Source organism: Priestia sp. FSL P4-0332 (assembly GCF_038005845.1).
In the GTDB taxonomy this organism is placed as follows: domain Bacteria; phylum Bacillota; class Bacilli; order Bacillales; family Bacillaceae_H; genus Priestia.
On the sequence record NZ_JBBOUA010000005.1, the window covers coordinates 1 to 24,322 of the forward strand.

Sequence of the window (24,322 nt, forward strand, 5' to 3'; positions counted from 1 at the left end):
TTCCTCAATTTCCCATATACTTTAATACTCTTCAATTACCTTATATATACTTCACGAAAAGTTAGTTACCATAATGTGAATTCTAGGTACCAAAAAAAGCTTTTAAGTGTTATGTTTCTTAAAAGCTTTTTTGGCATGAACTATCATCTAGTGAAGAACATATTTAAAATCTTTTTCAAAAATTGTTCGTAGGACTTAAACATATCGCTAAATTTTGAACTTTGCTTTTCTTTTAGATTCATCATATTCCTACTCCCTATGTAAATGTTGATTAAAAGTCTCAGCAATAAACATAAATTCTACATCGTCTTTATGGATAAAAAATGTAGTACATCCATCAATATCTGTGATCCTGTTTGATTGAGAACATATAACGTCTACCTCAACTAATTCAAAATTAACAGCATCAGTATTTTCAGTATCCAAACCAGTTGTTAAATAGTGAACACTATCTCCAAAAGACTTGAAAACAAGCCTTTTTCCTTTTAGTTCCTCATCGTTAACCTCAAAATAATCGTTATTCAGTATGCCTTTAAAAGGTGCCATTTTGGGAAAGCATTCAATATGATGAATACCTTCATAACGTCTTAAGCTAAACATATAAGCGTGTGTTTCATTTGGCTCAATCTCAATACCGTATTTATAAGTAAACGTCTTATAAACCATTTCATAAAACAATGGAATGACAATATCGTCCCAAGCATCATAAGCATGAGCATGTATGGGAATTAGATGAGGGTATAAGCTCGTAATTGCTTGTTGGAAATTCAACAAAATGTCTGTGTCAGTAAGTTCACTCAAAGAATCATCCACTTCATGATTCTTAATCTTAGATAATCTATTATCAATCATTAAGCCATTCCTCCTCATAAGAAAAGTGTTACTCTTTAATTATACCTTTATCGAGATTAACAACTATATACCATATACAAAATCAGTTTACATAATCAACGTTCTAGGCACCAAAAAGAGCATCTAATTATTTAATAAGATGCTCTTTTTAAACATTGAACTTCCATTTAATTTCCAGAAATTAATCTCCTTAATTGATAATAAGTAATTGTAACCAAGTACCTTGTAATTAAAGAAGGTTTTGACATCAATTTTCATCTTTTATGTCAAAATTTGTGGGCTAAAATAGCTTTATAATTAACAATTATAAAGCTATAATTATGATGATATTTTGAAGGAGGAATAAAAATGAACCAAAAAGCTCTCCATCACTGGCATAAAGAACATAATAAGCGAGTAAGTGAATTTCATAAAAAACACGAAATTGAAATACAGCAAGGTGAAAATGGGAACAGTTTATTAGCTAAATGGGAAAGATATTTTTATAACAAAGTCATTTCACCTCTCAAAAAAGTGAAATAATCCCTCTTTAAAAGAACTGTCTCATGTACAATTCTTTTTTTTGTTACACCTTTTGCATATGCTAATCCAGAATTCAACTTCTACTTATTTAACTAAACTGCCATTTAGTTGAATAAGCTCTATGATAATTATTCTACAAATACAAATATTTTTCCTTTTTAGGATTTTACTTTGTAAAAGCCACAAACTTTACGAAAAGAGCCTAAATTAAAAACTAAAAAGCACAGAAAGACATACATCATGATTAGACTTCCACCTTTGATTACTAAATAAATTGGATATAATTAGTATGTCTATTTATAAAATTAAATTGTAAATTAGCCAACAACGAATAAGTTTTCACATTCGTAACAAACTACTCATGATGCTTTGTACGCCCTGGGGCATCAGCCTATAGAGACCAATTGCATAACATCCAAAAACAGAAAAAACACTGAGTAGACCACCCAGTGTTTTTTCTGTTTTACAGCTGTAGGCCGTATACAGATTTAGTTTACATAATGTACTTTATCAGAAGTTGTTTAGTATGAGCTAAATTCATTGTTTAGAAGGTATTACGATCTCACGTCCTCCAGTGGAAGAGAAATGAATGGATAACCCCATCTATTTGTTGCTAGAGACATGTTTGTCACTATTTCGAATTACAGATTATTTAATATAGATTACTATAAGCATCCATAAAGCCAAAACACCAAGGATAGCAAGTGCTATACGCGTAGATAGTATCCGTACTTCAAAACCGGTTTTCTTGGATGGTTCAGGATATGCAATCACGTAAATTCCCTTTAGTAGTGCGAGCCATCCAATAAGTGTAATGAATCCCTGCCAATTGAGTGCCCATACATTATGCAGGATAACAGTTCCTAACCCTAAGAAAATAGATAGGAAGCCATATATAATCCCAAACCCTCGGTCTTCAACCACTAATTTTTTCAGCTCACGTAGTACCGATGGACGTATAAAAAGTATTCCTGATACGATAACGGTCGTCCATCCCCAAAATAGTCCTAAAAAGGTACTTGCTTGCATTATTATCTCACTCCTTTCAATTATATTTATATTTCAGGTACGCCCCCTTTAGAATTGTTCTGAAGGGGGCATATCCTTTTGATATTAAAGTTGTATGTATATCGCATTCAGATTTAGTTAACATAAACACTCTTTTAGGAACACACCAAAAAAGGGAACCCTTATGGGAGTAAGGGTTCTAAAAGGGTCTCTCTTATGAATTATGCAGCTTTTTATACATCGTTGATATGACAGCTTTTCTTAGGATTATGAATGACCTAAAGATGTATAAAAAGTGCACCTTTTATTCATATGCTATAACCTATATCAAATAGTATGAAATAAAGTTATTTCTAATTTACATTTGCATAATGTGGGAAATAACAGTTTTATATACCTCTGCAATAATATACTATATACGATTGAATTTTAAGATGTACGATTATATGAGGATATTTTGAAAGGAGTTTACCTCATGAATATTACATCTTTTGTATTTTACTGTTTTATTGTTACGTTTACACCAGGACCTACTAATATCGTCATATTATCCACCGTGCATAATTCTGGGACAAAAAAGGCAATGGAATATACGTATGGAGCAACAATTGCTTTTGGGTTCTTACTTGCTATTTCTGCTATGTTGAATACGATACTTGCCACGGTAATACCAAAAATTTTAATTGTTATGCAGATACTTGGAAGCTTTTATATGTTGTATCTTGCTTATCAAGTTTATAAAATGGATTCATCAAAGCCAACTATAAACCAAACAGGCACCTTTATGTCTGGGCTCCTTACACAGTTTTTAAATCCAAAGGTAGTAATATTTGCAATGACCGTCATTCCTACCTACATTATGCCTTATTATGTTTCAATGCCTGCGGTTACAATAGGTGTTATCACTATAACTGTTATTGGATTTTTAGCATTTATTACATGGGTACTTTTCGGTGCAATCTTCAAGGAGTTTTTACAGAAGCATAAAAAGATTGTGAATGTGTTAATGGCATTGTTTTTAGTTTATGCTGCAATCATGGTATGGGTGTAGGTAGCTACTTAAGAGGTGAATAAAATGGACAAATTTATCTATAAAAAATCGGCAGGTATTACAGCTTTATCCGCAAGTATGACTGATTTTACGTATAAAAAGCATGCTCACCAAGAGTATGCAATAGGTGTCACATTGCGTGGTATTCAACACTATCACTTGGATGGTAGCTTACACTTATCCTATCAAAATGGAGTTATGCTTTTTAATCCAGAACAGGCACATGATGGAATGGCACATGATGAGACAGGCCTTGATTATGTAATGTTATATATTGAGCCGCAATTGCTATTAGAGGTTATTGAGAAAAAGGATATCGTACGTTTTTCAAACCCTATTGTGTATGATTATAGACTTGAAAAAAGAATATTGAGCCTTGCTAATGCAATATTAAGCGAAAAAGATGAGATTTTGTGTAGTGAATTACTGTTATCCCTGACAGATAGTCTTGTACAAACTGATTTTTCTACAGATTTTAAGAAAGATAACGCTCTGATTAGAAAAGCAAAGGATATACTTCATACCAACTTAGAAAATGTACTTAAACTTGATGAGATATGTAAAGAGCTTGATTTATCAAAATTCCAGTTTATCCGATTATTCAAGGCACATACTGGAATTTCGCCATACCAATACTTTCTGAACTGCAAAATAGAACGTGCAAAGCAGTTAATAGAAAAAAATAGAGATATTTATGTAGCAGTAGCTGAATGTGGTTTTGTTGATTTAACCCATTTAAATAAACACTTTAAAAGTGTATATGGAACCACAGCCTTTGAATATATGTCACATTTAAATTGAGTAGGAATTTTTGATATTAAGTGTGTAGTTATACTTAGAAAAGATAAATGGGTTTAAAACAAAGGAGGAATAAAATTGTCTTTAAGAGTAGGCGATATTATTAGATTTGAACGGACTTTCACAGCAGAAGATGTTGAATTGTTTACTAAGGTTTCAGGTGACGAAGGATCTCACCATGTTACGCCTGATGAACAGGGGAGACTTGTCATACAGGGATTACTAACAGCTACGTTACCGACAAAAATAGGAGGCGATTACAGCGTACTCGCTCGTAAAATGACTTTTGAATTTTTAAGACCGGTCTTTACGACCGATACCATTCGTTGTGAAGTCAAAATCGAGCAATTCGAAGAGCAAGGCGAAAGAACTCTTATTACTGCTTCTTTTATATGTCAAAATCAAAATGAGAAAGAAGTTCTAAAAGGAGATTTCTCTGGAGTTATAAAAAATTGATTTTCCATATGGAACTAGTAGCTTATATAGTCACTTACACAAATTAGAAGGTTTCTGCCTAGATCCGATTGCCGGACTGGGACAGAGGGATGAAACAAGTAAAGAGTACTTTAGATTCTCACCTTCAGAAGGATCTTTTTATTTAATCCTCCTTCAACTTATTATCATATCGTTCCTTACTTTCATTTAGAGTCTTTATAGACAAATTTTTTCATTTAAATTATAGTTTGTATTAATAATTAATGAAATAAATTTTCCAGTTTTATAAATAGGAGGGGCGTTTTGTTGGATAATTTTGTCTCGGGGAAAATCACTTTAAATGAATATATTCAGTGTACAGGAAGTAATGGAGTGTCTTTTTATGTTCACTACTGGGGAGTTATGCCAGAACATTATAATAATTTACCTCATAAACATTCCTTCTTTGAGGTGTGTTACGTAGTCGAAGGAGAAGGAACTTATATAGAACAGGAATGTACATATCAAATAAAAGAAAATACAATGTTTCTTTCAAGACCCGATGTTTTACACCAAATAAAAAGCGACACCGGACTTTTTCTCTTATATGTGGGGTTTGAACTAGTTGAATCAGAATCAACTGAAAAGTGGATAACAATAATTGAAGAGGCAAAACAATGTTCTGAAGTAGTGATAGATGTAAAAGACGATACAGCTGCACCGTTAATGTGGAAGTCTCTTTTAATTCAAGCAGCAAACAGTGAAAGCGCTCTTTTTGAAGAGATACTATCCAATTTAGCTCATTCCCTTATTCTTTCATTAATACAAACCTTTGTTGTGTCTTCGAATTACCATAGTCAGAAGACTGTTCCAAAAAAGTCTTCTTTGATCCTTACCCTTGCGAAATTATATATTAAAGATAATCTATCAAATTCTATTAAACTTACGGATACAGCCACTTATTTACACCTATCTAGTCGACACCTCTCTCGGCTATTTAAAGCTGAATTAGGTATCAACTACTCTGAGTATGTACAAAATGAAAGAATTCAACGAGCTGCTACATTGCTCAAAACCACCGATTTATCTATTAGAGATATTGCTCAAGAAACAGGTTTTCCAGACGTTCACTACTTTACACGCGTTTTTACTACTTCGATGCATAGTTCACCAGGACGTTTTCGTGCTCTATATACAAAGTTAAAAACAGTTATATATAAAGATTAGTCAACCTTTCTCTACTTAATGTCATTTATGAAAAAGTAGAGAAGGGTTATTTTTATTAAAAAAAATTAGTAATGTTCGATAAAATTGTCCTTAAAAGATAAAAAGTAGTCCTCTTAAAACAAAGACGATTAAGATTTCATATTTTATACTAATCACTATAGAAACAAAATTTATTGAATACTCAATTAAATAAAAGCGTTTCCAATTGCTTGTTTTTCCACATATTAAGATTATTTCGTAAAAATGGATAAGTTTAAAAGCGAAGTGTTAACAAATAACGATATTACTAAGTTATAAACAAGGTTGTAAAGTAATGAAAATTGTTGGATAGATTTGTCCTATAATTATAATCTTAATGAGTGATTGTACACAGATTTTTTAGGAGGAGAAAAACATGAAATTATCTTATGTAACAGACAGTTTAGGACATTTACCTTTTGAAGAAATGTTAGATGTGATAACAGAAATGGGAATTGATACAATCGAAATGACCACAGGGGGTTGGTCACCAGCGCCTCACTTGAAATTAAATGAACTTTTAGAAAGCGATTACAAAAGAGCTGAATTCTTAAATGAATTGGAAAAACGCAATATTAAACTTTGTGCATTAAATTGTTCTGGAAATCCATTGGATCCAGGTGAGTTGGGTAAAGAGCATCGAGAAGTGACAGATAAAACATTCGAACTAGCCAAATTATTAGGTATAAAGAAAGTAATCATGATGAGTGGATTACCAGCTGGAAGTCCTGAAGATAAAATTCCAAACTGGATTACCTATACTGTAAGCTGGCCTCCAGTGTTAAAAGATATTTTAGATTATCAATGGAATGAAGTAGCCATACCCTACTGGAAAGAACTAGTTAAGAAAGCTGAATCCTGCGGTATTGAAAAAATTGCTCTTGAAAACTTCAGTTCACAATTAGTCTATAACCCTGAAACATTATTTAAACTGCGTAATGCGGTAGGACCTACTGTAGGACTAAATTTAGATCCAAGCCACTTAATCTGGATGGGCGCAGACCCAATTTTGTCAGCTAGAGAATTAGGAGCAGCTATCCACCATGTTCATGGAAAAGATGTGCGCCTTGAACGCCATTTATCAGGGATTAACGGGGTAATGGAAACAAAAGAAGTGACGGATGTAGCAAATAGAGCTTGGAATTACGTAGCCGTAGGTTGTGGGCAAGATTTACAGTGGTGGAAAGAATTTTTCTCTGTTGTTAAGATGATGGGCTATGATGAAGAAGTTTCTCTAGAAATGGAAGATTTAACAATGTCAGTTGAAGCAGGGGTTCGAACTTCAATTGATGCATTAAAACAAACACTTAGCTTTTAATTTGATTAAATGAATTGCTTCAGATACTTGAGGTTTATATATTTCTGAATTTTCGTTCTTTTTTATTCAAATTGGGAACATCCCACATAAATATTACATGAAAGAGAGGAATTCTACTATGTTAAATGGAGAGAAAAAAATTGCAAGACCGTTACGATGGGGTATGGTTGGTGGAGGAAGACTAGGGCAGGTTGGCTATAAGCATCGAATTGGGGCACTTAGAGATAACACAGCTTTTCAACTGGTAGCTGGGGCATTCGATATTGATCCTGCTAGAGGAAAAGACTTTGGTGTCAACATTGGGGTCTCTGAGGACCGTTGTTATCCAAATTATGAAACGATGTTTGCAGAAGAAGCGAAGCGAAAAGACGGACTTGAGGTTGTATCAATTGCTACGCCTAATGGTACTCATTATGAAATTTGTAAGGCGGCATTACATGCAGGTCTACATGTGATTTGTGAAAAGCCTTTGTTTTTTACAAGTGATGAGGTACTAGAGATCAAAGCACTAGCTGAAGAAAAAGGGAAAATTGTTGGGGTAACGTATGGATTCTCTGGTAATCAGTTGTTACTTCAAATGAGAGCAATGGTTGAAAAAGGAGAAATCGGCGATATACGAGTAGTTGAACTACAGTATACGCATGGATTTAATGCTACTGATGACGGAGACAAAGTGAATGCTGCACAAAAATGGCGCGTGGATCCTAAGATTGCAGGACCAAGTTACGTGTTAGGCGATCTTTCTACACACACGTACTATATGTCACAGTTAATCATGCCACAAATGAAAATTAAAAAGTTATTATGTGATCGTCAGAGCTTTATTGGCAGTCGTGCTCCACTTGAAGACAATGCTTACGTTTTAATGCACTATGAAAATGGAGCTGTGGGCAGACTGTGGACATCTTCTATTGATGCCGGTTGTATGGACGGTCATCGAATTCGTATTGTTGGTTCTAAGGCAAGCTTAGAATGGTGGGACAGCAAACCAAATGAATTACGATATGAAGTGCAAGGACAGCCAATTCAAACGTTGATTCGATCAATGCCTTACTTAGATGAAAGCTGTAATGCGGATGAGCGTTTAGGCGCTTTACATCAGGAAGGACTTTCAGAGTCATGGTCAAATATTTACCTGAAGTTTGCGATTGCAATTGATGCGAAAATGCGCGGTGATCAAGAAACGTTAGATACACTTGTTTACCCAGATATTAATGCAGGACTGGAAGGCGTTCGCTGGATCGAAAATTGTGTACGTTCAGCAGATCAAGGATCCGTATGGGTAGATTTTGAGAGCAACAAAGAAGCTGCATTGGTAGGAGAAACTCTTTAAATTTAGGTAGAATCGATAACAATTAAAAGTAACAAAATAGTGAATAAAAGCCGTGGGGTTGGTTGTGAAAGCTAATGTCACGGCTTTTAAATAAAAAAGTATATTAATGAATTATGTAAATTTTGATTATTAAATTATTGAAAAATAAAGGTCACCAATTTCATTAATTGTTTAGTGTTTTAAAGGAAATAGTGAATTGAAAAATTTAAAATAGTAGAAAGGAAAGAGTCCTGATGATTTTGAGGGAGGTACTAGATTTAAGTAAAAGTATAGCAAACTACCGTTTAGATAAGTATGAATTAGCAAAGAATAAAGGTTTCTCTGATCCAGATGTGCTAAAAATCAACCAACAGTTGGAATTTAAAATTCAGAATATTAAAAATATAGTAAAAGATATCCGTTCCTTCTAAATATGCCTACTCAATTATGAGAATAAAAAACAGATTTAACTTTGCAGGCATTAATTAAGGTAACTTAACCAAATGACTTTAATAAGGATAAACAGAAATAAAATTATATATTATCTTCTATATTGAAATTTAATCCAAAACTATGTTGTTCCGATCTTTTATCCAGAATTTCACGATCTTTAAAAGGATAGTGGGGGACATAGTCAAGAGAGGATAAATGAAAGCGCTTTTAAATCGGTCACTCGACGCATAAATTCTTATTTACAATAAACCTCAATTGATAATCTTTATGAAGATATGAGGACTTAGGTTACCTATTTTCATTAAAAGGGGGGCATTTCCTTTGCAATCATATTTAGCAAAAAGCTTGATGGATAAGCATTATATTATAACAAATACAATCAATAAAGGGGGAATTTAATGTGGAAAATCTCAAATTGCCTAATGATTACTCAGCACAAACGGAACAGGTCAAGGAAAAGGACTCAAAAAAGTTTTTAAAATTGGTCACCATTGTATCAACGTTTGGAGGACTATTATTTGGATATGATACGGGGGTTATTAATGGAGCGCTTCCATTTATGGCCCGGCCTGACCAATTAAACTTAAACCCTTTCACTGAAGGTTTAGTAGCAAGTTCTCTCGTATTAGGTGCGGCTTTTGGTTCGATATTTGGCGGACGCTTATCTGATAATAAAGGACGTAGGAAGGTTATTTTATATCTTGCAATATTATTTTTCTTTTCTGCAGCTGGTTGTGTCATAGCACCAAATACAACTATAATGGTTGCTTTTCGTTTTCTATTGGGACTTGCTGTGGGTGGAGCTTCTGTAGTCATTCCATCCTACCTTGCTGAAATAGCACCTGCAGACAGGCGCGGTATATTGGTTACGCAAAATGAATTGATGATTGTTACTGGTCAGTTTCTTGCCTATATATTTAATGCAGTTATCGGGAATGTCTTTGGAGATGCAGGACATGCTTGGCGTTATATGTTGGTAATTGCCACATTGCCAGCCTTAGCGCTTTGGATTGGAGTACTTATTTTGCCTGAAAGTCCTCGATGGTTAGCATCAAAAGGAAAGATGGCTGATGCATTGAAAATACTTCAGAAGATTCGTAGTGAAAGTATCGCTCAACAAGAATTGAAGGATATAAAAGCATATATTTCAGAAGAGCAAAAAACAGAAAAAATGAGTTTCAAAGATTTAGGAACGCCTTGGATTCGTCGTATTGTTATGCTTGGTATTGCTATTGGGTCTATATCCCAATTAGTAGGTATCAATTCTATTATGTATTATGGAACAAAAATTCTTGAAAATTCTGGTTTCGGTACAAAAACAGCATTAATTGCAAACGTAGCAAATGGATTAATTGCTGTTGTAGCAGTTATTGTTGGGATGTCGCTACTAAATAAAGTGAACAGAAGGCCCATGTTACTTACAGGTTTAACAGGGGTAACGATTGCACTTATTACGATTGGTATTTCTGCTCTCATGCTTACCGGATCTCCAATGTTGCCATATGTAGTATTGTCTATGACGGTGGTATACTTAGCCTTTTTCCAGGGAGCAATTGGCCCGATGTCATGGCTCATACTAGCCGAAATATTCCCTGTTCGCTTACGTGGTATTGGTATGGGGTTGGCTGTATTATGTTTATGGCTTTGCAATTTTTTAGTAGGATTATTCTTCCCTCTTCTACTAGATGTAATAGGTTTGTCATCAACATTTTTCCTATTCGCCGCATTTGGTATTGTGGGAATAATATATGTAGCGAAATTCTTACCAGAGACAAGAGGGCTTTCATTAGAACAAATTGAGGCTAACTTTAAAAAAGAAAGCTGATAAAAGAGATCAAAAAACGTTACATATATACCAATCAATCTTGAGAAAACTTCACCTTACCGTGGAGTTTTGCTTTTTTAATAGATAGGTAAAAAAATAATAGCTGAAGGGGTTGGAATAAGTGAAAACTCACGTACGTTGGGGAGTCTTAAGTACTGCACAAGTTGTGCAAGATGAATTACTGCCTGCTTATATGAAGGCGATAAATGCGGCAGTCACTGCCATTGCTAGTTCGAATATAAAGGTTAAGGAAATTGCTTCAAAATTTGAGATTCCGAAAATTTATGATTCCTATGACAAATTATTGGAAGATCCAGACATTGATGCTGTGTATATTCCATTGCCCAACGCACTTCATTCACATTGGGTAAAGGAGGCTGCAAAAAAAGGGAAACATGTATTATGTGAAAAGCCAGCAGCATTAACCTTTAAAGAAACTAAAGAGATGATTGAGACGTGTGGGGAAAATGGCGTGATGTTTATGGAAGGATTTATGTATCAGTTTCACCCCCAACATCAAAGAGTAAAAGAGATTATAGCTTCTGGTGAAATTGGAAATGTAAAAACAATGAAGGCAACTCTTTCATCCTACCTTAAAAATCAGAACGGAAACATTCGTATGAATGGCGAATTAGGGGGAGGTAGCTTATATGATATGGGTTGTTACTGTATCCATGCCATTCGAAATATTTTAAATTCGGAGCCTAAAAGAGTTTTTACCTCTATGCAAAAAGACCATGATAGACAAGTAGATATTTCTGTAACAGGCTTGTTGGAGCTTAATAATGGAATGACAGCTATATTTGATGCTGCTATGGATCGAACACGTACAGATTATTATGAAATTATTGGAACAGAGGGAAGCATTCAACTACCAAGAGCCTTCGCACCTCAAGTATTTAAGGGTAAAGCTCCCATCCTGATATATACAGAGGACGGACATTATAGAACAGAAGAAGCTCTTGGAGATCAGTATAAACTTCAAATTGAATATTTCTCTAACTGTATATTAGAGGGAGAAATACCATCCTATTTTACGGAAAATACAATCAATAATATGAAAGCTATTGATGCATGCTTTAAATCTGTTGAAAAGGGAGCTTTTATAAATGTTTCGCCAGAGGATTTGAAGGTTTCTAATTAAACAACGAATTGAAGAAAATGCAAATATTTTATAGTGTAATTTCTAAATCTTATGCTTTTTAGATGAAAATTCACATAAGGAAGTACTTTCCTTATAGTTGAATTATAAGCAGGAAAGAATTAATACCGGATTTTAAGGAGGAAGAAAGATGGGAGAAATTAGAATAGGTCTTGTTGGTGCAGGACGTATGGGAAGTTTTCATGGTAAGTCTATTGCTCATAAAATTCACGGAGCTAAACTTACTGCAATTACTGCCCCTAGAACTGGACCAGCAGAGAGACTTGCTTCAGAGCTTGGAGCGTCCAAAACATATACAGACCCAAGGGAAATGTTTCAGGATCCATCTGTTGATGCAGTAATTATTGCAACTCCCCCCCGTTCACATGCAGAACTTATTATTGCTGCAGCGAATGAAGGAAAAGCCGTTTTTTGTGAAAAGCCAATGGCAATAACTTTAGAAGAAGCAGATAAAGCTATTTTAGCAACACAAAAAGCAAACGTTCCCTTACAAATTGGTTTTAACCGCCGTTTTGCTGCAGGTTTTAGGGCTGCTCATAATGATATTGTCGAAGGACGAATTGGAACTCCCCAGTTATTAAGATCGCTAACTCGTGATCCAGGATTAGGTGACCCAACTCCAATTCCAGAGTGGGCAATTTTCCTCGAAACTCTCATTCATGATTTTGATGCGTTACTTTATTTAAACCCAGGTGCGGAACCAACTGAGGTGTATGCCGTTGCAGATGCGCTTGTACGACCAGATTTTAAGGATAATGGCCTTCTTGACACGGCAGTTGTAAATATCCGTTTTGACAATGGAGCCATTGCAACAGCTGAAGCAAATTTCCAAGCAGTTTATGGCTATGATGTGCGTAGTGAAGTATTTGGTTCAGCTGGAATGGTGACAGCTGGAAGTGCACAGCAAACAAATATGATCCGTTACACAGCAGAGGGAATAAGTAGCGATACATGCCGACAAGATACGAAATTATTCCATGATGCTTACGTCGCTGAATTAATTTCCTTTGTAGAATGTATACGCACTGGAACTATACCATATGTGACAGGGAGAGCTGCTCGTAGAGCTCTTTCAATTGCACTTGCTTGCATTGAATCAGTCAAGACAAATACACCGGTAAAAATTAAGGACAATACGCAGTTAGTCTAAATAAAATACGAGGATTAATAGATGGCTATTTTATCTATATTGTGATCAAAGCTCTACACATTTTAAATTTTAGTTTATAAAAGAGCAGAAGAATTATAGGAAATAAGACATGAATTTATTTAGAGTACAATTTTTTAATTTCATTTAAGAATGTTTATTTTATGGGAACTAGGAGTGTTATAGATGAGTATTAAAATTTCAGGAGCGCCCTGTTGCTGGGGTGTTGATAATCCTCAAAATCCTTACCTACCGCCTTGGGAAAGGGTTTTAAATGAAGCTTCACAAGCCGGTTATAAGGGGATTGAGTTAGGCCCTTATGGATATATGCCAATGAACATTGAAAGAGTACAAGCAGAGCTTTCTAAGAATGATTTAACTATAATAGCAGGAACGATTTTTGATGATTTAGTAACAGAGTCTAATTTAGAAAATTTACTACATCATGTAGATGATATTTGTTCATTAATAACAAAGCTGCCTTCAACTCTCCAAGAAAAAGGACAAAAGTTTCCCACTCCTTATTTAGTCATTATTGATTGGGGGCACGATGAGAGAGATTATGATGCAGGGCATCCAGAAAAAGCAGTACGATTGTCTGAAAGAGACTGGGATAATATGATGGTTCATATTCGTGCACTAGCAGTAAGGGCATGGGATAAATATGGAGTACGCTCTGTTATTCATCCCCATGCAGGAGGATACATTGAATTTGAAGATGAAATTGAAAAACTTTTAGAAGATATACCTTACGAAATAGCTGGCCTTTGCTTAGATACAGGGCATTTGTACTATTCAAAAATGGATCCAATAAAGTGGCTTCAAAAGTGTGCAAATCGACTAGATTACATTCACTTTAAAGATATTGATCTTGATGTATATAAACAAGTAATGGAAGAACGTATTCGCTTTTTCGATGCTTGTGGTAAAGGGGTTATGTGCCCAATTGGACAAGGTATTATTGACTATAATTCGATTCATAAATTATTAAAAGAAATCGATTACCATGGGTACATCACAATTGAGCAGGAGCGAGATCCTAGAAACTCTGACACAAGTTTATCTGATGTTAAACAAAGCGTCGATTACTTAAAAAGTGTTGGTTATTGATCGGAAACGGATTTAAAGAAAAAGTGATATAAAAAAATAATGTACGGAGAGAAAATGAAAGCTAAATCTATATGCGCATTCTGCATTTGCAATGGATGCTGCAGAATGCGGGGAAATATTAGGAATATGTGGCATCTCAATACTAAAGCAGTGATTGAAAGGGTTCACTGGGTAGAAAAATGTGTACGTACTGCTGATAATGGTGCTGTTTGGGTAAAGTATCAATAACTTTTAAAAGTAATTTAATTAATTCTATATATACCTGATTTATAGAGAGCTCAATTAAAATTTAAATAGCTTTACGTCCGGCGGCAATGCAACCATCTGACAAAAAATTATTAGATATAACGGGTTATATACATTGTGAAAATCTTAAATTTCTTACGGAAGTTAAACAAATCAGAAGAAACAACATCTAACTCTGCTTTACTTCAATTAAGGGGTAAAGTACTTTTTTAATCTATTATTCTCTGGAAAAATCGAGTATTATCTTCACAACTCATTTTCCTGGATCGATAAAATACAGTGTTAATTAATAAAAGTTTAGAAACCTTTAGCAAATTTAACTAGAGATTCATTCCAGAAAAGGTTTTGGATTTACAAGTTAAGGATGAGGATGAGGATGGGAATGGGAATGTTAAAAACAAAGCGAATTCAACAAATTCAGGAATATGTTTTAAAACACCAATCCGTCTCGTTAGATGATCTAGGTACTGTTTTTGGTGTCTCTAAGACCACGATTAGACGTGATATTCGAAAGTTAATTAAAGAAGGGATGATTCAAAAAATATATGGTGGAGTAGCTATAAGCCATGCAAAACTTGAATCATTTAACGAGAGAAAGGCACGGAATCAGCTTCAAAAAAGGTTAATTGCTAAAACTGCAGCCGATTATGTAGAAAATGGAGACGTAATATTTATAGATTCAGGTACAACCACATTAGAAATGATTACATTTCTAAAAAACAAACAAATAACTATCATTACTAATAACCTGGATATTATAATTGAAGCCTTAGCTTTCGAAAATTTGAATGTGATTTCAACTGGCGGTTTTCTCGAACGTGACACTAAATCATTTTCTAGTTATAGCCATGCAGATTCTTTTAAGAAATATAATTTTGATAAGGTATTTATGGCTTCAACAGGTGTTTCAATAGTAAATGGAGTCACAAATTCATCGCCCATTGAAAGTGGAATTAAAGAAACAATAGTAAAGGGAAATGCAGACGTTTTTTTATTGGTAGATCATACTAAACTTGATAAGTATGCTATGGTCACTTATTGCGGATTGGAAGAGATTGATTACTTAATAACGGATGATTGCCTAGATGACAGTTATCAAGATTACGCTAAAGAAAATAGTATTGAGCTCGTCGTTATTAAGGAATAAACAGTTATTATCTTTCTTAACGACCTTTTGGTACGAATAACCAGTAAAAGAAATTAATTTATATTCTTCCCCAATATAAACGGATAATAAATAGCAAATTGAGCAAACTACTCAAGAAACTGATAAGGTTTCAACCCTTTGGATAAATAAATGTAGCAGGAAAACTCCCTTAACGCTCTGGGGGAGTTTTTTCTGCTTTTGGACTGTATACCATATACATTGCTAGTTTACATAAACACTCTTTCCGTTACACACGACAAAAAGAACCCTTGCAGGACAAGGGCTTCGATGAGGTTACGATTTCTGCTTTATGCATCTTTTATACATATGCTCAAGGTTGTCCTATATTGCCTTATTTATAAATTTGTTGTACAATTATTCAGACTTTTTTATGAATTGAAGCATACAAATTCCCTAAAAGCTATCCGTCCTGCAACGATGGGGTAGCTTTCTTTTTTACTTCTGGTGATAAAATCTATTATGTTAAGTAAGAATTCAGTAGGTAATCTATTGAAGAACAATTCCCCACTTATAGGGGAACCATTCTTTATAAACATTCCTATATCTTATATCGACTAACATTTTATTGAATAAATAGGGCGTATAGCTTTACATAAATTATTTTCGCTCTAATACGGGATTTAATAATTTATGAATACATACAGGAAGCATATCTAATAGCATTTCAAACGCATAATCTATATCCAAACGTTCTGTCCATTGATGAGCATCCCTTCCTACAGGCCCCACATTTAGAACTGGTACATTAAATTTTTCCAAATCGTCAAGTGGTACAGAGTAACCGTTATTCCATAATGGCATATTGGTAGTAAGTGGCTTCATAGATTCTGCTGGATATTGTAAGCCTACGTAGCTAAGATCGGAAATTCCCCCAAAATAGTTCTGTTTCTTAAAAGTAACATTATGGTTGTCATAAGCATATTTCTCCATATTATAAACTACGTCTTGAATGAAAAGATTGTGACGCGAGCTAACAGCTGGATAATAGGGAGGAGCAAAAAAGATGACAATCATTGGAGCTAACTCTTTGCACATAATAGATAATTGGTCAACAAACTCAATTGTTAAGTCACGATCATCGTTACCATTTCTATTCTTTAAAACAGAAGTTTGAAGAGCATTAATCTGTTCTTGACCATAGTTCTGGACGCAGTATTCTATAAGTTCTTCGTAAGTTAGTATGTTAACTTTGAGGTTCTTGGGTGTAAATGAATTATAGGTAGAGAAATGATTCGCTTGTTTCATATAGTTATCCTCTATTTGAGCTGCCACTTTTATTGCTTTTTCACGTAATGATAAAACTACATCTCCCATTTGCTTCTCTAACAAAAATAGATTAAATAACGTTACTGCACGATGCGGAATTTGAGTAGAGTATTCGTCTTTTAAATCTCTTTGAATTAAATTTGTGGGAGGAGGAGTTGCTTCCCCTTCGATAACTTCGCAAAACTCTGTGTTTAATTCTATTTCTGCAGTTAATAATGAAGCCATATAATTTGCATTTAAACCCGCAAATGGTTCTCCCACATGGGATTCCTTCCCATAGCAAAGGAATCCAGGTAACACCTTTCCAACGGAGCCTGTATAGATATACTTACTTTCATCTCCAGGATAGCGCGTAAACATAGGTTCTGAGTTCAAAACGGTTGTATATTCAAGGTCGAATTGTTTTGCTATATTCAATAACTTAGGAACAGCAGCCCGCATTCCAACAGAATTCACTTCTTCATCTGGAACTGCCAATAGAAGGATATTTCCATCAAATTTTCCTTCGCATGCTTGCTCAATCATAGACATATGTAAAGCAAGTCCGCATTTCATATCCATTGTTCCTCTTCCAAACAACCAATTGCCTTGTTCCATGTCTTGACGAACTGGAACTGGTAACTCATCTATATGTGAGTAAAACATAGATGTTAATTTTTCTGGGTTAAAGGCATCTTCTTTCCATCTTCCATAATCTTTTATATCTACAACATCAAAGTGACTAACAAGAATAACTGTGTTTTTCACGTCAGGTGCTTTTTTTACTAGTGCGGTGATAAAAAATCGATCATCTCCTGTTGGATTTTTCTGTAGATGATTTGGATATTGTTGAAAATAAGAAAAATCTGATAGTTGTTGCACTACAAAGTCTGGAAAGATCTCTTCAGCTTGTGAACCCGTAATACTCGGAATTCGAACGAGATTACATAATAATTTAGTTAATTGTTCTTTAGTTTGCCACTTTCCCATAAATATCCCCCTTGTTTTTCCGTATTATGAAAACACTTTCCACTATATGAATAAAAATTAAAGCAGATTGTCGATTTTAAACTGTCGACGTTCTGCCAATTTTAGTAGATATTTCGCTCGCTGCATCTTTCACACTATCAATAAGAGTATCTAATCTATCTTGATTAATACTATTGCTAGTTACACCTACACTTAATGCTCCTACTACCTTATCGTTAAAGCCTATAATAGGTGCAGCAATGGATGCAGTTCCCTCTGTTTTCTCTCCATAACTCACCGCATATCCTTGATTTCTAATGGTTACTAGTTGTTCTGAAAAAGTTTGCTTTTGCTCTGGCGTTAAAAAAGGATATCCGTTAATAAGTTGATGGCTTTCATCTGCTTTCATCTGAGCTAACATAATTTTATTAGGAGCTCCTATATGAAGAGGAATTCGTTCGCCTAGATTATCAATGACCCGGACTTTTAATGGACTATCAATTCTTTCGATAATGGTAGAATACGTACCATTTAACACACTTAAGTAAACGCTCTCTTCAACTTCATAAGCTAATCGTTCCATGCTTTCTTTTGCAACGATTCTAAAGTCTACTCTTTCTAATTGTCTCAAGCCTATTTCCATCCATATTGGACCTAATGTATAGTGTTTTGTTTCTGGAATTTGCGAGACAAGCCCATTCTTCATTAAAGAATTAAGTAGCCGATGAACTGTACTAATAGGGAGAGAAGTTCGTTCTGTTATCTCGGAGATGGACCAATAATCTTTTTTATCACAAGAGTCTAGTATTTGAATGATATCTACAGCTCGATCGATGGATTGTACCATAACTTACCTCAACTTTAATTTTAGTTTTTAAATATTTGATTAAATATGAATTTAACAAAGTTTTTCATTCAAATCAACTAAATTTTCAGAATAAAAAAATAAATAAAACAAGATATTGACTTTTTTGTTTAGTTATCTGAAAATTATATATAATTCCGTATTGTGGAACTAATTCCACTATGCGGAAAACATTATGTACGAAAGTGAGGAGCACGATGACAAATTTTGATGATAAAAATACTGAGTTAAGGCGGACTATGAAAAGTAGACATTTGTTTATGATTGCACTTGGCGGTGTAATAGGAACAGGACTATTTAATGGCTCCGGATTCATTATTGGCCAAGCTGGACCAAGTGGATCTGTACTTGCTTTTATGATAGGCGGGTTATTAATGTACTTTGTTATGTTATGTCTTGGTGAGCTTGCTGTAGCAATGCCTAGTTCAGGATCATTTCAGGATTATGCTACAAAGTTTATTAATCCTGCTACTGGCTTTACGATTGGATGGTTGTATTGGTTTAGTTGGGCTAACAGTGTAGGACTTGAATTTACCACTGCAGGTATGACCATGCAACGTTGGCTTCCTGGAGTCCCTGTCTGGGTTTGGTGTTTAACTTTTGGAGTTACCATCTTTGTCATTAATGCACTATCCGCAAGAAGTTATGCAGAAACAGAATTTTGGTTTTCAAGTATAAAGGTATCAGCTATTGTTGCTTTTATCATTCTTGGAGGCGCAGCTATGTTTGGATTAATTGACCTAAAAGGAGAAGAATCTGCTCCACTTTTATCTAACTTTACAAATAACGGGGGGCTATTTCCCAACGGTCTTGGTGCAGTACTGTTAACTCTAGTCACAGTTAATTATTCATTTCAAGGCACAGAGCTGGTTGGGATTGCTTCTGGAGAAAGTGAAGATCCAGCCAAAACTTTACCAGGTTCAATTAGAAATATTATTTGGAGAACGATGGTTTTCTTTGTTTTAGCCATATTTGTTCTTTCAGCCTTAATCCCTTGGGAACAGGCAGGATTAGGTAAGAGTCCATTCGTTGTAGTGCTAGATAACATAGGTATTCCTTATGCAGCCGACATTATGAATTTTGTTATTCTTACAGCTCTTCTTTCCGTAGCTAACTCAGGGTTATACGCTGGAACTAGAATGCTTTGGTCTTTGTCTAAAAATGACATGGCTCCAGCTTTTCTAAAAAAATTATCATCACGTGGAATTCCTCTATATGCATTAATTATGACAATATCTGTTTCTGCTCTTTCGCTTTTAACAAGTGTTTTTGCAGCTGAAACTGTTTACCTTTGGTTAATTTCAATTTCCGGGTTTATTACAATTATTGTGTGGATGTCAATTTGTGCTTCTCAGTTTTTTTTCCGTAAAGAGTATCTTAATAACGGCGGAAAGTTGGAGGACTTAAAGTTTAGAACTCCTCTTTATCCATTCGTTCCAATTGCTGGATTTGTTATATACGGCATCATTATCATAAGTCTCTTCTTTATTCCAGAACAGAGATTAGGGATCTACTGCGGGGTACCATTAATTATTGGTTGTTATGTTTTCTATTACGCAAAAGTCAACAGAAAAATCAATACTAACAGGCAGAGTGAAAACGGGATTAGTAAAACAAGTTGATCAATTCAAATTGAACTCTTGTTAAATATGTGCGCCACAAATGATAGCGCTTTAATTTATGTTTTTATTCTACAAATCTAAAATATATTCGGAGATATCTGTTATTTTAAGAAGGAATATTTAAAAGGGAGGCGAACTTCTGTGGAAGGATTTATCCCAAACTACTTCCACAGAATGTTTATTTAGAGAATCAACTAGCATGGAAGAAATAGCAGTCCCAGAAAAGTTATTTAATATCTAAATTCCAGATAAATTAAAAGCTTAACTAAGTAAAACAAATAGTAAAAATGATAATTATGGCTGCCCACTTATTTGATCTACATAGAAATTTGTAAGAGGATATCCTTAATCAGAACAGAAGGTGATAACAAAATGGAAAACTTTTATTTGTTTGTAATTACATGCGTCTTTTTAGTTATTTTACCTGGTCCAGATACTGCTATCATGACCAAAAACACTCTTACTGTGGGGAAACAGGGAGGTTTTAAAACGATGCTCGGAATTTGTTGTGCGTTATCTATTCATACATTAACTGCTATTGTAGGGCTTTCGGCGATTATTGCAAAATCAGCTTTGTTATTTTCTATCTTTAAATATGTTGGTGCGGTGTACTTAATTTATTTAGGTGTTAAGTCATTATGGACATTGAGAAATAAAGAAAAAGCAGAAATAACTGAAACGGTTGCTAAAAATAAACATAAGAATAAGTCTTCTTTTAAACAAGGTTTCCTTACCAATTTACTAAACCCAAAAATAGCTGTTTTTTTCTTAACCTTCCTACCTCAGTTTGTGAATCCTGGAAGCCGTACGTTTATGTCGTTTCTTATACTTGGGATAACTTATATTGTATTAACTGTCGTGTGGTATTTATTTTATATTTATTTGCTTAACCAGATTAGTGCTTTTATGAAGAAGCCTAAGACACAAAAGGTTATCGAGGGAATAACAGGTACTATATTGATAGGATTTGGTATAAAACTCGCTCTAGAAAAGGCTCATACTTAGATAGCTGTGATTTTAACTATCAATAGGGGATACCTATATAGCTTAAAAACAGAAAATCCACTGGGCCTAATCAGTGGATTTTCTGTTTATTGAAAGTTAGTCGTAAAGTGATGATTTATCTACCTTGGGTATTGTGCTCAAAGCATTAAAAATATGTATATATATAAAGGAAATGTATTTTAAATTGTTGTTTAAATGTACATTTTAAAATAGAATCAAATACGACTTCCGTAAACGTATACGTTTATGAACATAAAAAAGTATTATATTTTACTTTCTTTCGCGTTCTTAAAATTTGAAGAAGACTTTATGAACGTTCGTTGTTTTTTATATGCTTTTATGGACACTTTTTTTACATAAGAGAGCTAAAAACTAATATGAAAATCAGATAACGTGTAATCCGTACTCTTCTTTCTATTAACAATAGTTAGTATGGATTTCAGTCGATGATTTTCTTTTACTTCTGTTCCTAGCAAGTAGTCACAAAAAGCAATGTGATGAAGCGTTGTAAAAATTAATCTTTCCTCTTGTGGTTCATCTATTGTTTCATTAATGATTTTATAAAATTGTTCTCTTCTACTAATGATAGCTTTTTCCTCGATTACAACACACTTATCAAATTTAGAAATGCCCATTCTTTAGTTCATCTCACTTCCTACACGTTCTTAGTTATATTAGTATGCTCAATTTTCTGGTAAAATATATAATTGCAGAGATGAACTAGAAAAAGAATATAAGTAGACAAATAGAATTGTAGGTTGAAGCTAAAACATACCTTGAGATGAGGGATACAATGATTACATTACAAGAAATTATAAACATTGAACAACCGTCAGACAAACCTGAAATTCAGTATTTAATCAGTGTCAAAACAAAACAGAATTTTGATGTGTATGGTTCGATTGAAATGTCTGGTTATGGGTATGAAAGCCAAATTCAAACTCAACTAACAGCATACTTTGAAGGTCAGGAAAATATGGATAATTTTGTTCTATTTAAGAATGGTGACTCAATTAAGATAAGTGAAATTGTACATTTAAAAGTTGAAAAGGGTTCAACTTCATTACCATTTTAATAAGAAAAGGCAACCACTAAATATTAAGTGGTTGCCTTTTTAGCAATTTGAACAACTAGAATTACGTTTTATCATCTTGGATTACTAATTGCATTTGAAATATATCTGATTCTGTAATTCCTGCTTCTTTCAATTCATCTTGTAGGGTCATTCCCTCTTCGATCTTTATTTTCCTTTTGGTACCATCTCTTAATGTAAAGATCCTCATTTGATACATTTTGTAACTTCTCCCTAAATAATAAATAGGATTTTTAGATTCAATTTCTCAAGTAACCAATAATACCACCAAAGATTTCTATTGCAAGCGAAATGGGAACAGCAGCTATTTCCCCATAAGCAACTGCAAACCCTAATCCGTCTGCAAGTGATGGATCATCAGTTATGTGATTTGCTTGTATAGCAACCCAAATTAGTAACGCACCAACCATTACAACAAAAGAAATAATAGTAGTCAGTAAAAATGCGCTGAAAGCTTTAATCATAGATTCCCCTTCATCCTTATTCATATAGAGTATTTGTTCTTCTGATTGTAACAATAATCGGGAAAACTTTAGAGTTTTTATTGAATAAAGAACGTTTGTTCGTATATAATATAGAGAACGTACGTTCTTTTATTTAAGGAGTTCTTTTAATGGATTATGGGCAGCTACCAAACAGAGTCATTATATGTATCGACATGAAGGCGTTCTTTGCTTCGGTTTCTTCTGTCATACAGGACTTAGATCCTTTGAAAACAAGGCTTGCGGTGGTAGGAGATATCAAACGATCAGGATCGGTTGTGTTAGCTGCCACACCCCTATTAAAGAAAGAAGGGATCAAAACAGGAAGTCGTCTTTTCGATATTCCTAAAAGGAAAGATATCCATGTGGTGAATCCCTCCATGGAGAGATATATCAAGGCTTCGAACTATATTTCTAGTTTGGTGTTACAGTATGTGGCTCCTGAGGACTTTCACGCGTATAGCATTGATGAGTTGTTTATTGATGCGACAGCTTCTTTGCATTTATTCGCTAAAACACCAGAAGAATTAGCTCATAAAATCATCCATGAGATTTATCGCAAGACACGGCTGACAGCTACCGCAGGAATTGGTCCAAATCTCTTACTGGCTAAGGTGAGCTTGGATCATGAGGCCAAGAATAGCCCCACAGGGGTTGCATATTGGCGATATGAGGATATTCCCTTTAAGTTATGGTCCATTCATCCGATGAAGGATTTCTGGGGGATCTCGTCTGCTACGGAAAGACGCTTAAATCGTTTGGGCATTCACTCTATCAAAGAACTCGCTCTTTCTTCAAAAGAGATGTTACAAAAAGAATTTGGCATACTAGGCGAAGAGTTACACCAACATTCGAACGGGATTGATTACAGTCGCATTTCTGATGTATATATTCCTAGCTCTCGTTCCTTTGGAAAGAGTCAAATTCTATTCCGTGATTATACAAACCGAAAAGAAGTGGAGTTATTGCTATTGGAGCTCTTGGATGATGTGTGTTTCCGTTTACGCATGCATCAAGTGGTGGCTCAAACGATCCATTTATCAATTGGCTACAGCAAACAAACAGGTAGAGGATTCTCCAGACAAAAGAAAATGGGGCGAGCTTCGAATTTAAGCCAAGATATCTTTCCGTATTGTTTAACCATTCTACATACATTTGATAGTGGGATGCCAATTCGCTCCATTGGCATTTCATTATCGAATACGAGCATTCAAGAAGAGGAGCAAATGAGCTTATTTGAGGACATCGATCAGCGTGAAAGAGCCTATGCTCTTGCCAAAACGATTGATGATATTCGACTGCGTTATGGCAAGAATAGTGTACTACGTGCGTCTAGTCACCTTCCTCATTCAACAGCTCGTTATCGAAATAGCCTTATGGGTGGTCATAAAGCTTAAGGAGGAAAAAGAT

Annotated in this window: 24 protein-coding genes; 17 read left to right on the forward strand and 7 right to left on the reverse strand. The window is 34.5% G+C overall.

The annotated features are described in order from the left end of the window. Nucleotides 1-249: 249 nt before the first annotated feature. Entirely contained in the window at nt 250-852 is a 603-nt protein-coding gene (locus MKY06_RS29465; protein WP_053488582.1) for a hypothetical protein, read from the reverse strand. Nucleotides 853-1,200: 348 nt separating this feature from the next. Here MKY06_RS29465 and MKY06_RS29470 point away from each other — a divergent pair, with 348 nt between their 5' ends. Beyond that, a complete protein-coding gene (locus tag MKY06_RS29470) occupies nt 1,201-1,374 on the forward strand; it encodes a hypothetical protein (protein WP_172738031.1) in 174 nt (57 codons plus the stop codon). 648 nt (nt 1,375-2,022) lie between these two features. Here MKY06_RS29470 and MKY06_RS29475 read toward each other — a convergent pair. Further along, nucleotides 2,023-2,403: a hypothetical protein gene (locus MKY06_RS29475; RefSeq protein ID WP_098278884.1), complete on the reverse strand. Its 381-nt coding sequence runs from the start codon at nt 2,401-2,403 to the stop codon at nt 2,023-2,025. Nucleotides 2,404-2,857: 454 nt separating this feature from the next. Between MKY06_RS29475 and MKY06_RS29480 the strand changes: the two genes are divergently transcribed. The 12 genes from MKY06_RS29480 (at nt 2,858) to MKY06_RS29535 (ending at nt 15,610) form a co-directional block, all read left to right on the forward strand. Beyond that, the gene (locus MKY06_RS29480) at nt 2,858-3,433 is read left to right on the forward strand and encodes a LysE family translocator (RefSeq protein WP_116299428.1); all 576 of its coding nucleotides are present in this window, start codon (nt 2,858-2,860) and stop codon (nt 3,431-3,433) included. A gap of 24 nt (nt 3,434-3,457) precedes the next feature. Beyond that, nucleotides 3,458-4,234 carry an AraC family transcriptional regulator gene (locus MKY06_RS29485; RefSeq protein ID WP_116299427.1) on the forward strand — a complete coding sequence of 259 codons (777 nt, stop codon included), beginning with the start codon at nt 3,458-3,460 and terminating at the stop codon, nt 4,232-4,234. A gap of 75 nt (nt 4,235-4,309) precedes the next feature. Beyond that, entirely contained in the window at nt 4,310-4,687 is a 378-nt protein-coding gene (locus MKY06_RS29490; RefSeq protein WP_116299426.1) for an enoyl-CoA hydratase, read from the forward strand. 285 nt (nt 4,688-4,972) lie between these two features. Beyond that, nucleotides 4,973-5,872, forward strand: a complete 900-nt coding sequence (locus MKY06_RS29495) for an AraC family transcriptional regulator (RefSeq protein WP_098660601.1) — start codon at nt 4,973-4,975, stop codon at nt 5,870-5,872. 394 nt (nt 5,873-6,266) lie between these two features. Then, entirely contained in the window at nt 6,267-7,208 is a 942-nt protein-coding gene (locus MKY06_RS29500) for a sugar phosphate isomerase/epimerase family protein (protein ID WP_098590910.1), read from the forward strand. A gap of 118 nt (nt 7,209-7,326) precedes the next feature. Then, nucleotides 7,327-8,541, forward strand: a complete 1,215-nt coding sequence (locus tag MKY06_RS29505; RefSeq protein ID WP_098590909.1) for a Gfo/Idh/MocA family protein — start codon at nt 7,327-7,329, stop codon at nt 8,539-8,541. A gap of 233 nt (nt 8,542-8,774) precedes the next feature. Then, nucleotides 8,775-8,951, forward strand: coding sequence for a hypothetical protein (locus MKY06_RS29510; protein WP_180228469.1), 177 nt, complete (start codon nt 8,775-8,777; stop codon nt 8,949-8,951). A gap of 422 nt (nt 8,952-9,373) precedes the next feature. After that, nucleotides 9,374-10,798 (forward strand): sugar porter family MFS transporter, encoded by a 1,425-nt coding sequence (locus MKY06_RS29515; RefSeq protein ID WP_372585899.1) that lies wholly within the window; start codon nt 9,374-9,376, stop codon nt 10,796-10,798. A 121-nt stretch (nt 10,799-10,919) separates the two neighbouring features. Further along, on the forward strand, nt 10,920-11,942 hold the full coding sequence (locus MKY06_RS29520) for a Gfo/Idh/MocA family protein (RefSeq protein WP_116299424.1): 1,023 nt from the start codon (nt 10,920-10,922) through the stop codon (nt 11,940-11,942). Nucleotides 11,943-12,090: 148 nt separating this feature from the next. After that, on the forward strand, nt 12,091-13,110 hold the full coding sequence (locus MKY06_RS29525) for a Gfo/Idh/MocA family oxidoreductase (RefSeq protein WP_116299423.1): 1,020 nt from the start codon (nt 12,091-12,093) through the stop codon (nt 13,108-13,110). Between the two features lie 183 nt (nt 13,111-13,293). Then, on the forward strand, nt 13,294-14,217 hold the full coding sequence (locus MKY06_RS29530; protein WP_116299422.1) for a sugar phosphate isomerase/epimerase family protein: 924 nt from the start codon (nt 13,294-13,296) through the stop codon (nt 14,215-14,217). Between the two features lie 634 nt (nt 14,218-14,851). Next, the gene (locus MKY06_RS29535) at nt 14,852-15,610 is read left to right on the forward strand and encodes a DeoR/GlpR family DNA-binding transcription regulator (protein ID WP_098590917.1); all 759 of its coding nucleotides are present in this window, start codon (nt 14,852-14,854) and stop codon (nt 15,608-15,610) included. A 618-nt stretch (nt 15,611-16,228) separates the two neighbouring features. On the opposite strand, the gene MKY06_RS29540 is transcribed toward MKY06_RS29535, so the two are convergent. Both MKY06_RS29540 and MKY06_RS29545 read right to left on the reverse strand, forming a co-directional pair. Further along, nucleotides 16,229-17,866: a M20/M25/M40 family metallo-hydrolase gene (locus tag MKY06_RS29540; protein WP_340962218.1), complete on the reverse strand. Its 1,638-nt coding sequence runs from the start codon at nt 17,864-17,866 to the stop codon at nt 16,229-16,231. 76 nt (nt 17,867-17,942) lie between these two features. Next, nucleotides 17,943-18,692, reverse strand: coding sequence for an IclR family transcriptional regulator (locus MKY06_RS29545; protein ID WP_116299420.1), 750 nt, complete (start codon nt 18,690-18,692; stop codon nt 17,943-17,945). A gap of 215 nt (nt 18,693-18,907) precedes the next feature. Here MKY06_RS29545 and MKY06_RS29550 point away from each other — a divergent pair, with 215 nt between their 5' ends. After that, nucleotides 18,908-20,332, forward strand: coding sequence for an amino acid permease (locus MKY06_RS29550; RefSeq protein ID WP_116299419.1), 1,425 nt, complete (start codon nt 18,908-18,910; stop codon nt 20,330-20,332). 372 nt (nt 20,333-20,704) lie between these two features. Continuing rightward, nucleotides 20,705-21,337, forward strand: coding sequence for a LysE family translocator (locus MKY06_RS29555; protein WP_116299418.1), 633 nt, complete (start codon nt 20,705-20,707; stop codon nt 21,335-21,337). A gap of 365 nt (nt 21,338-21,702) precedes the next feature. On the opposite strand, the gene MKY06_RS29560 is transcribed toward MKY06_RS29555, so the two are convergent. Continuing rightward, nucleotides 21,703-21,972, reverse strand: coding sequence for a hypothetical protein (locus MKY06_RS29560; RefSeq protein ID WP_116299417.1), 270 nt, complete (start codon nt 21,970-21,972; stop codon nt 21,703-21,705). Between the two features lie 158 nt (nt 21,973-22,130). Between MKY06_RS29560 and MKY06_RS29565 the strand changes: the two genes are divergently transcribed. Further along, nucleotides 22,131-22,412, forward strand: coding sequence for a hypothetical protein (locus MKY06_RS29565; RefSeq protein ID WP_116299416.1), 282 nt, complete (start codon nt 22,131-22,133; stop codon nt 22,410-22,412). Between the two features lie 61 nt (nt 22,413-22,473). Here MKY06_RS29565 and MKY06_RS29570 read toward each other — a convergent pair whose 3' ends face one another. Together MKY06_RS29570 and MKY06_RS29575 are read right to left on the reverse strand one after the other, a co-directional pair. Continuing rightward, nucleotides 22,474-22,629, reverse strand: a complete 156-nt coding sequence (locus MKY06_RS29570) for a hypothetical protein (protein ID WP_172738016.1) — start codon at nt 22,627-22,629, stop codon at nt 22,474-22,476. Between the two features lie 40 nt (nt 22,630-22,669). After that, a complete protein-coding gene (locus MKY06_RS29575) occupies nt 22,670-22,894 on the reverse strand; it encodes a hypothetical protein (protein ID WP_116299415.1) in 225 nt (74 codons plus the stop codon). A 149-nt stretch (nt 22,895-23,043) separates the two neighbouring features. Between MKY06_RS29575 and MKY06_RS29580 the strand changes: the two genes are divergently transcribed. Beyond that, complete coding sequence (locus MKY06_RS29580) at nt 23,044-24,309, forward strand: Y-family DNA polymerase (RefSeq protein ID WP_116299414.1); 1,266 nt, start codon at nt 23,044-23,046, stop codon at nt 24,307-24,309. Nucleotides 24,310-24,322: the final 13 nt, after the last annotated feature.

Coding starts and splice junctions, on each gene's coding strand:
- MKY06_RS29465 (WP_053488582.1), bottom strand. CDS start 852: ATGATTGATAATAGATTATCTAAGATTAAGAATCATGAAGTGGATGAT.
- MKY06_RS29470 (WP_172738031.1), top strand. CDS start 1,201: ATGAACCAAAAAGCTCTCCATCACTGGCATAAAGAACATAATAAGCGA.
- MKY06_RS29475 (WP_098278884.1), bottom strand. CDS start 2,403: ATGCAAGCAAGTACCTTTTTAGGACTATTTTGGGGATGGACGACCGTT.
- MKY06_RS29480 (WP_116299428.1), top strand. CDS start 2,858: ATGAATATTACATCTTTTGTATTTTACTGTTTTATTGTTACGTTTACA.
- MKY06_RS29485 (WP_116299427.1), top strand. CDS start 3,458: ATGGACAAATTTATCTATAAAAAATCGGCAGGTATTACAGCTTTATCC.
- MKY06_RS29500 (WP_098590910.1), top strand. CDS start 6,267: ATGAAATTATCTTATGTAACAGACAGTTTAGGACATTTACCTTTTGAA.
- MKY06_RS29505 (WP_098590909.1), top strand. CDS start 7,327: ATGTTAAATGGAGAGAAAAAAATTGCAAGACCGTTACGATGGGGTATG.
- MKY06_RS29510 (WP_180228469.1), top strand. CDS start 8,775: ATGATTTTGAGGGAGGTACTAGATTTAAGTAAAAGTATAGCAAACTAC.
- MKY06_RS29525 (WP_116299423.1), top strand. CDS start 12,091: ATGGGAGAAATTAGAATAGGTCTTGTTGGTGCAGGACGTATGGGAAGT.
- MKY06_RS29530 (WP_116299422.1), top strand. CDS start 13,294: ATGAGTATTAAAATTTCAGGAGCGCCCTGTTGCTGGGGTGTTGATAAT.
- MKY06_RS29535 (WP_098590917.1), top strand. CDS start 14,852: ATGTTAAAAACAAAGCGAATTCAACAAATTCAGGAATATGTTTTAAAA.
- MKY06_RS29540 (WP_340962218.1), bottom strand. CDS start 17,866: ATGGGAAAGTGGCAAACTAAAGAACAATTAACTAAATTATTATGTAAT.
- MKY06_RS29545 (WP_116299420.1), bottom strand. CDS start 18,692: ATGGTACAATCCATCGATCGAGCTGTAGATATCATTCAAATACTAGAC.
- MKY06_RS29550 (WP_116299419.1), top strand. CDS start 18,908: ATGACAAATTTTGATGATAAAAATACTGAGTTAAGGCGGACTATGAAA.
- MKY06_RS29555 (WP_116299418.1), top strand. CDS start 20,705: ATGGAAAACTTTTATTTGTTTGTAATTACATGCGTCTTTTTAGTTATT.
- MKY06_RS29560 (WP_116299417.1), bottom strand. CDS start 21,972: ATGGGCATTTCTAAATTTGATAAGTGTGTTGTAATCGAGGAAAAAGCT.
- MKY06_RS29565 (WP_116299416.1), top strand. CDS start 22,131: ATGATTACATTACAAGAAATTATAAACATTGAACAACCGTCAGACAAA.
- MKY06_RS29570 (WP_172738016.1), bottom strand. CDS start 22,629: ATGTATCAAATGAGGATCTTTACATTAAGAGATGGTACCAAAAGGAAA.
- MKY06_RS29575 (WP_116299415.1), bottom strand. CDS start 22,894: ATGATTAAAGCTTTCAGCGCATTTTTACTGACTACTATTATTTCTTTT.
- MKY06_RS29580 (WP_116299414.1), top strand. CDS start 23,044: ATGGATTATGGGCAGCTACCAAACAGAGTCATTATATGTATCGACATG.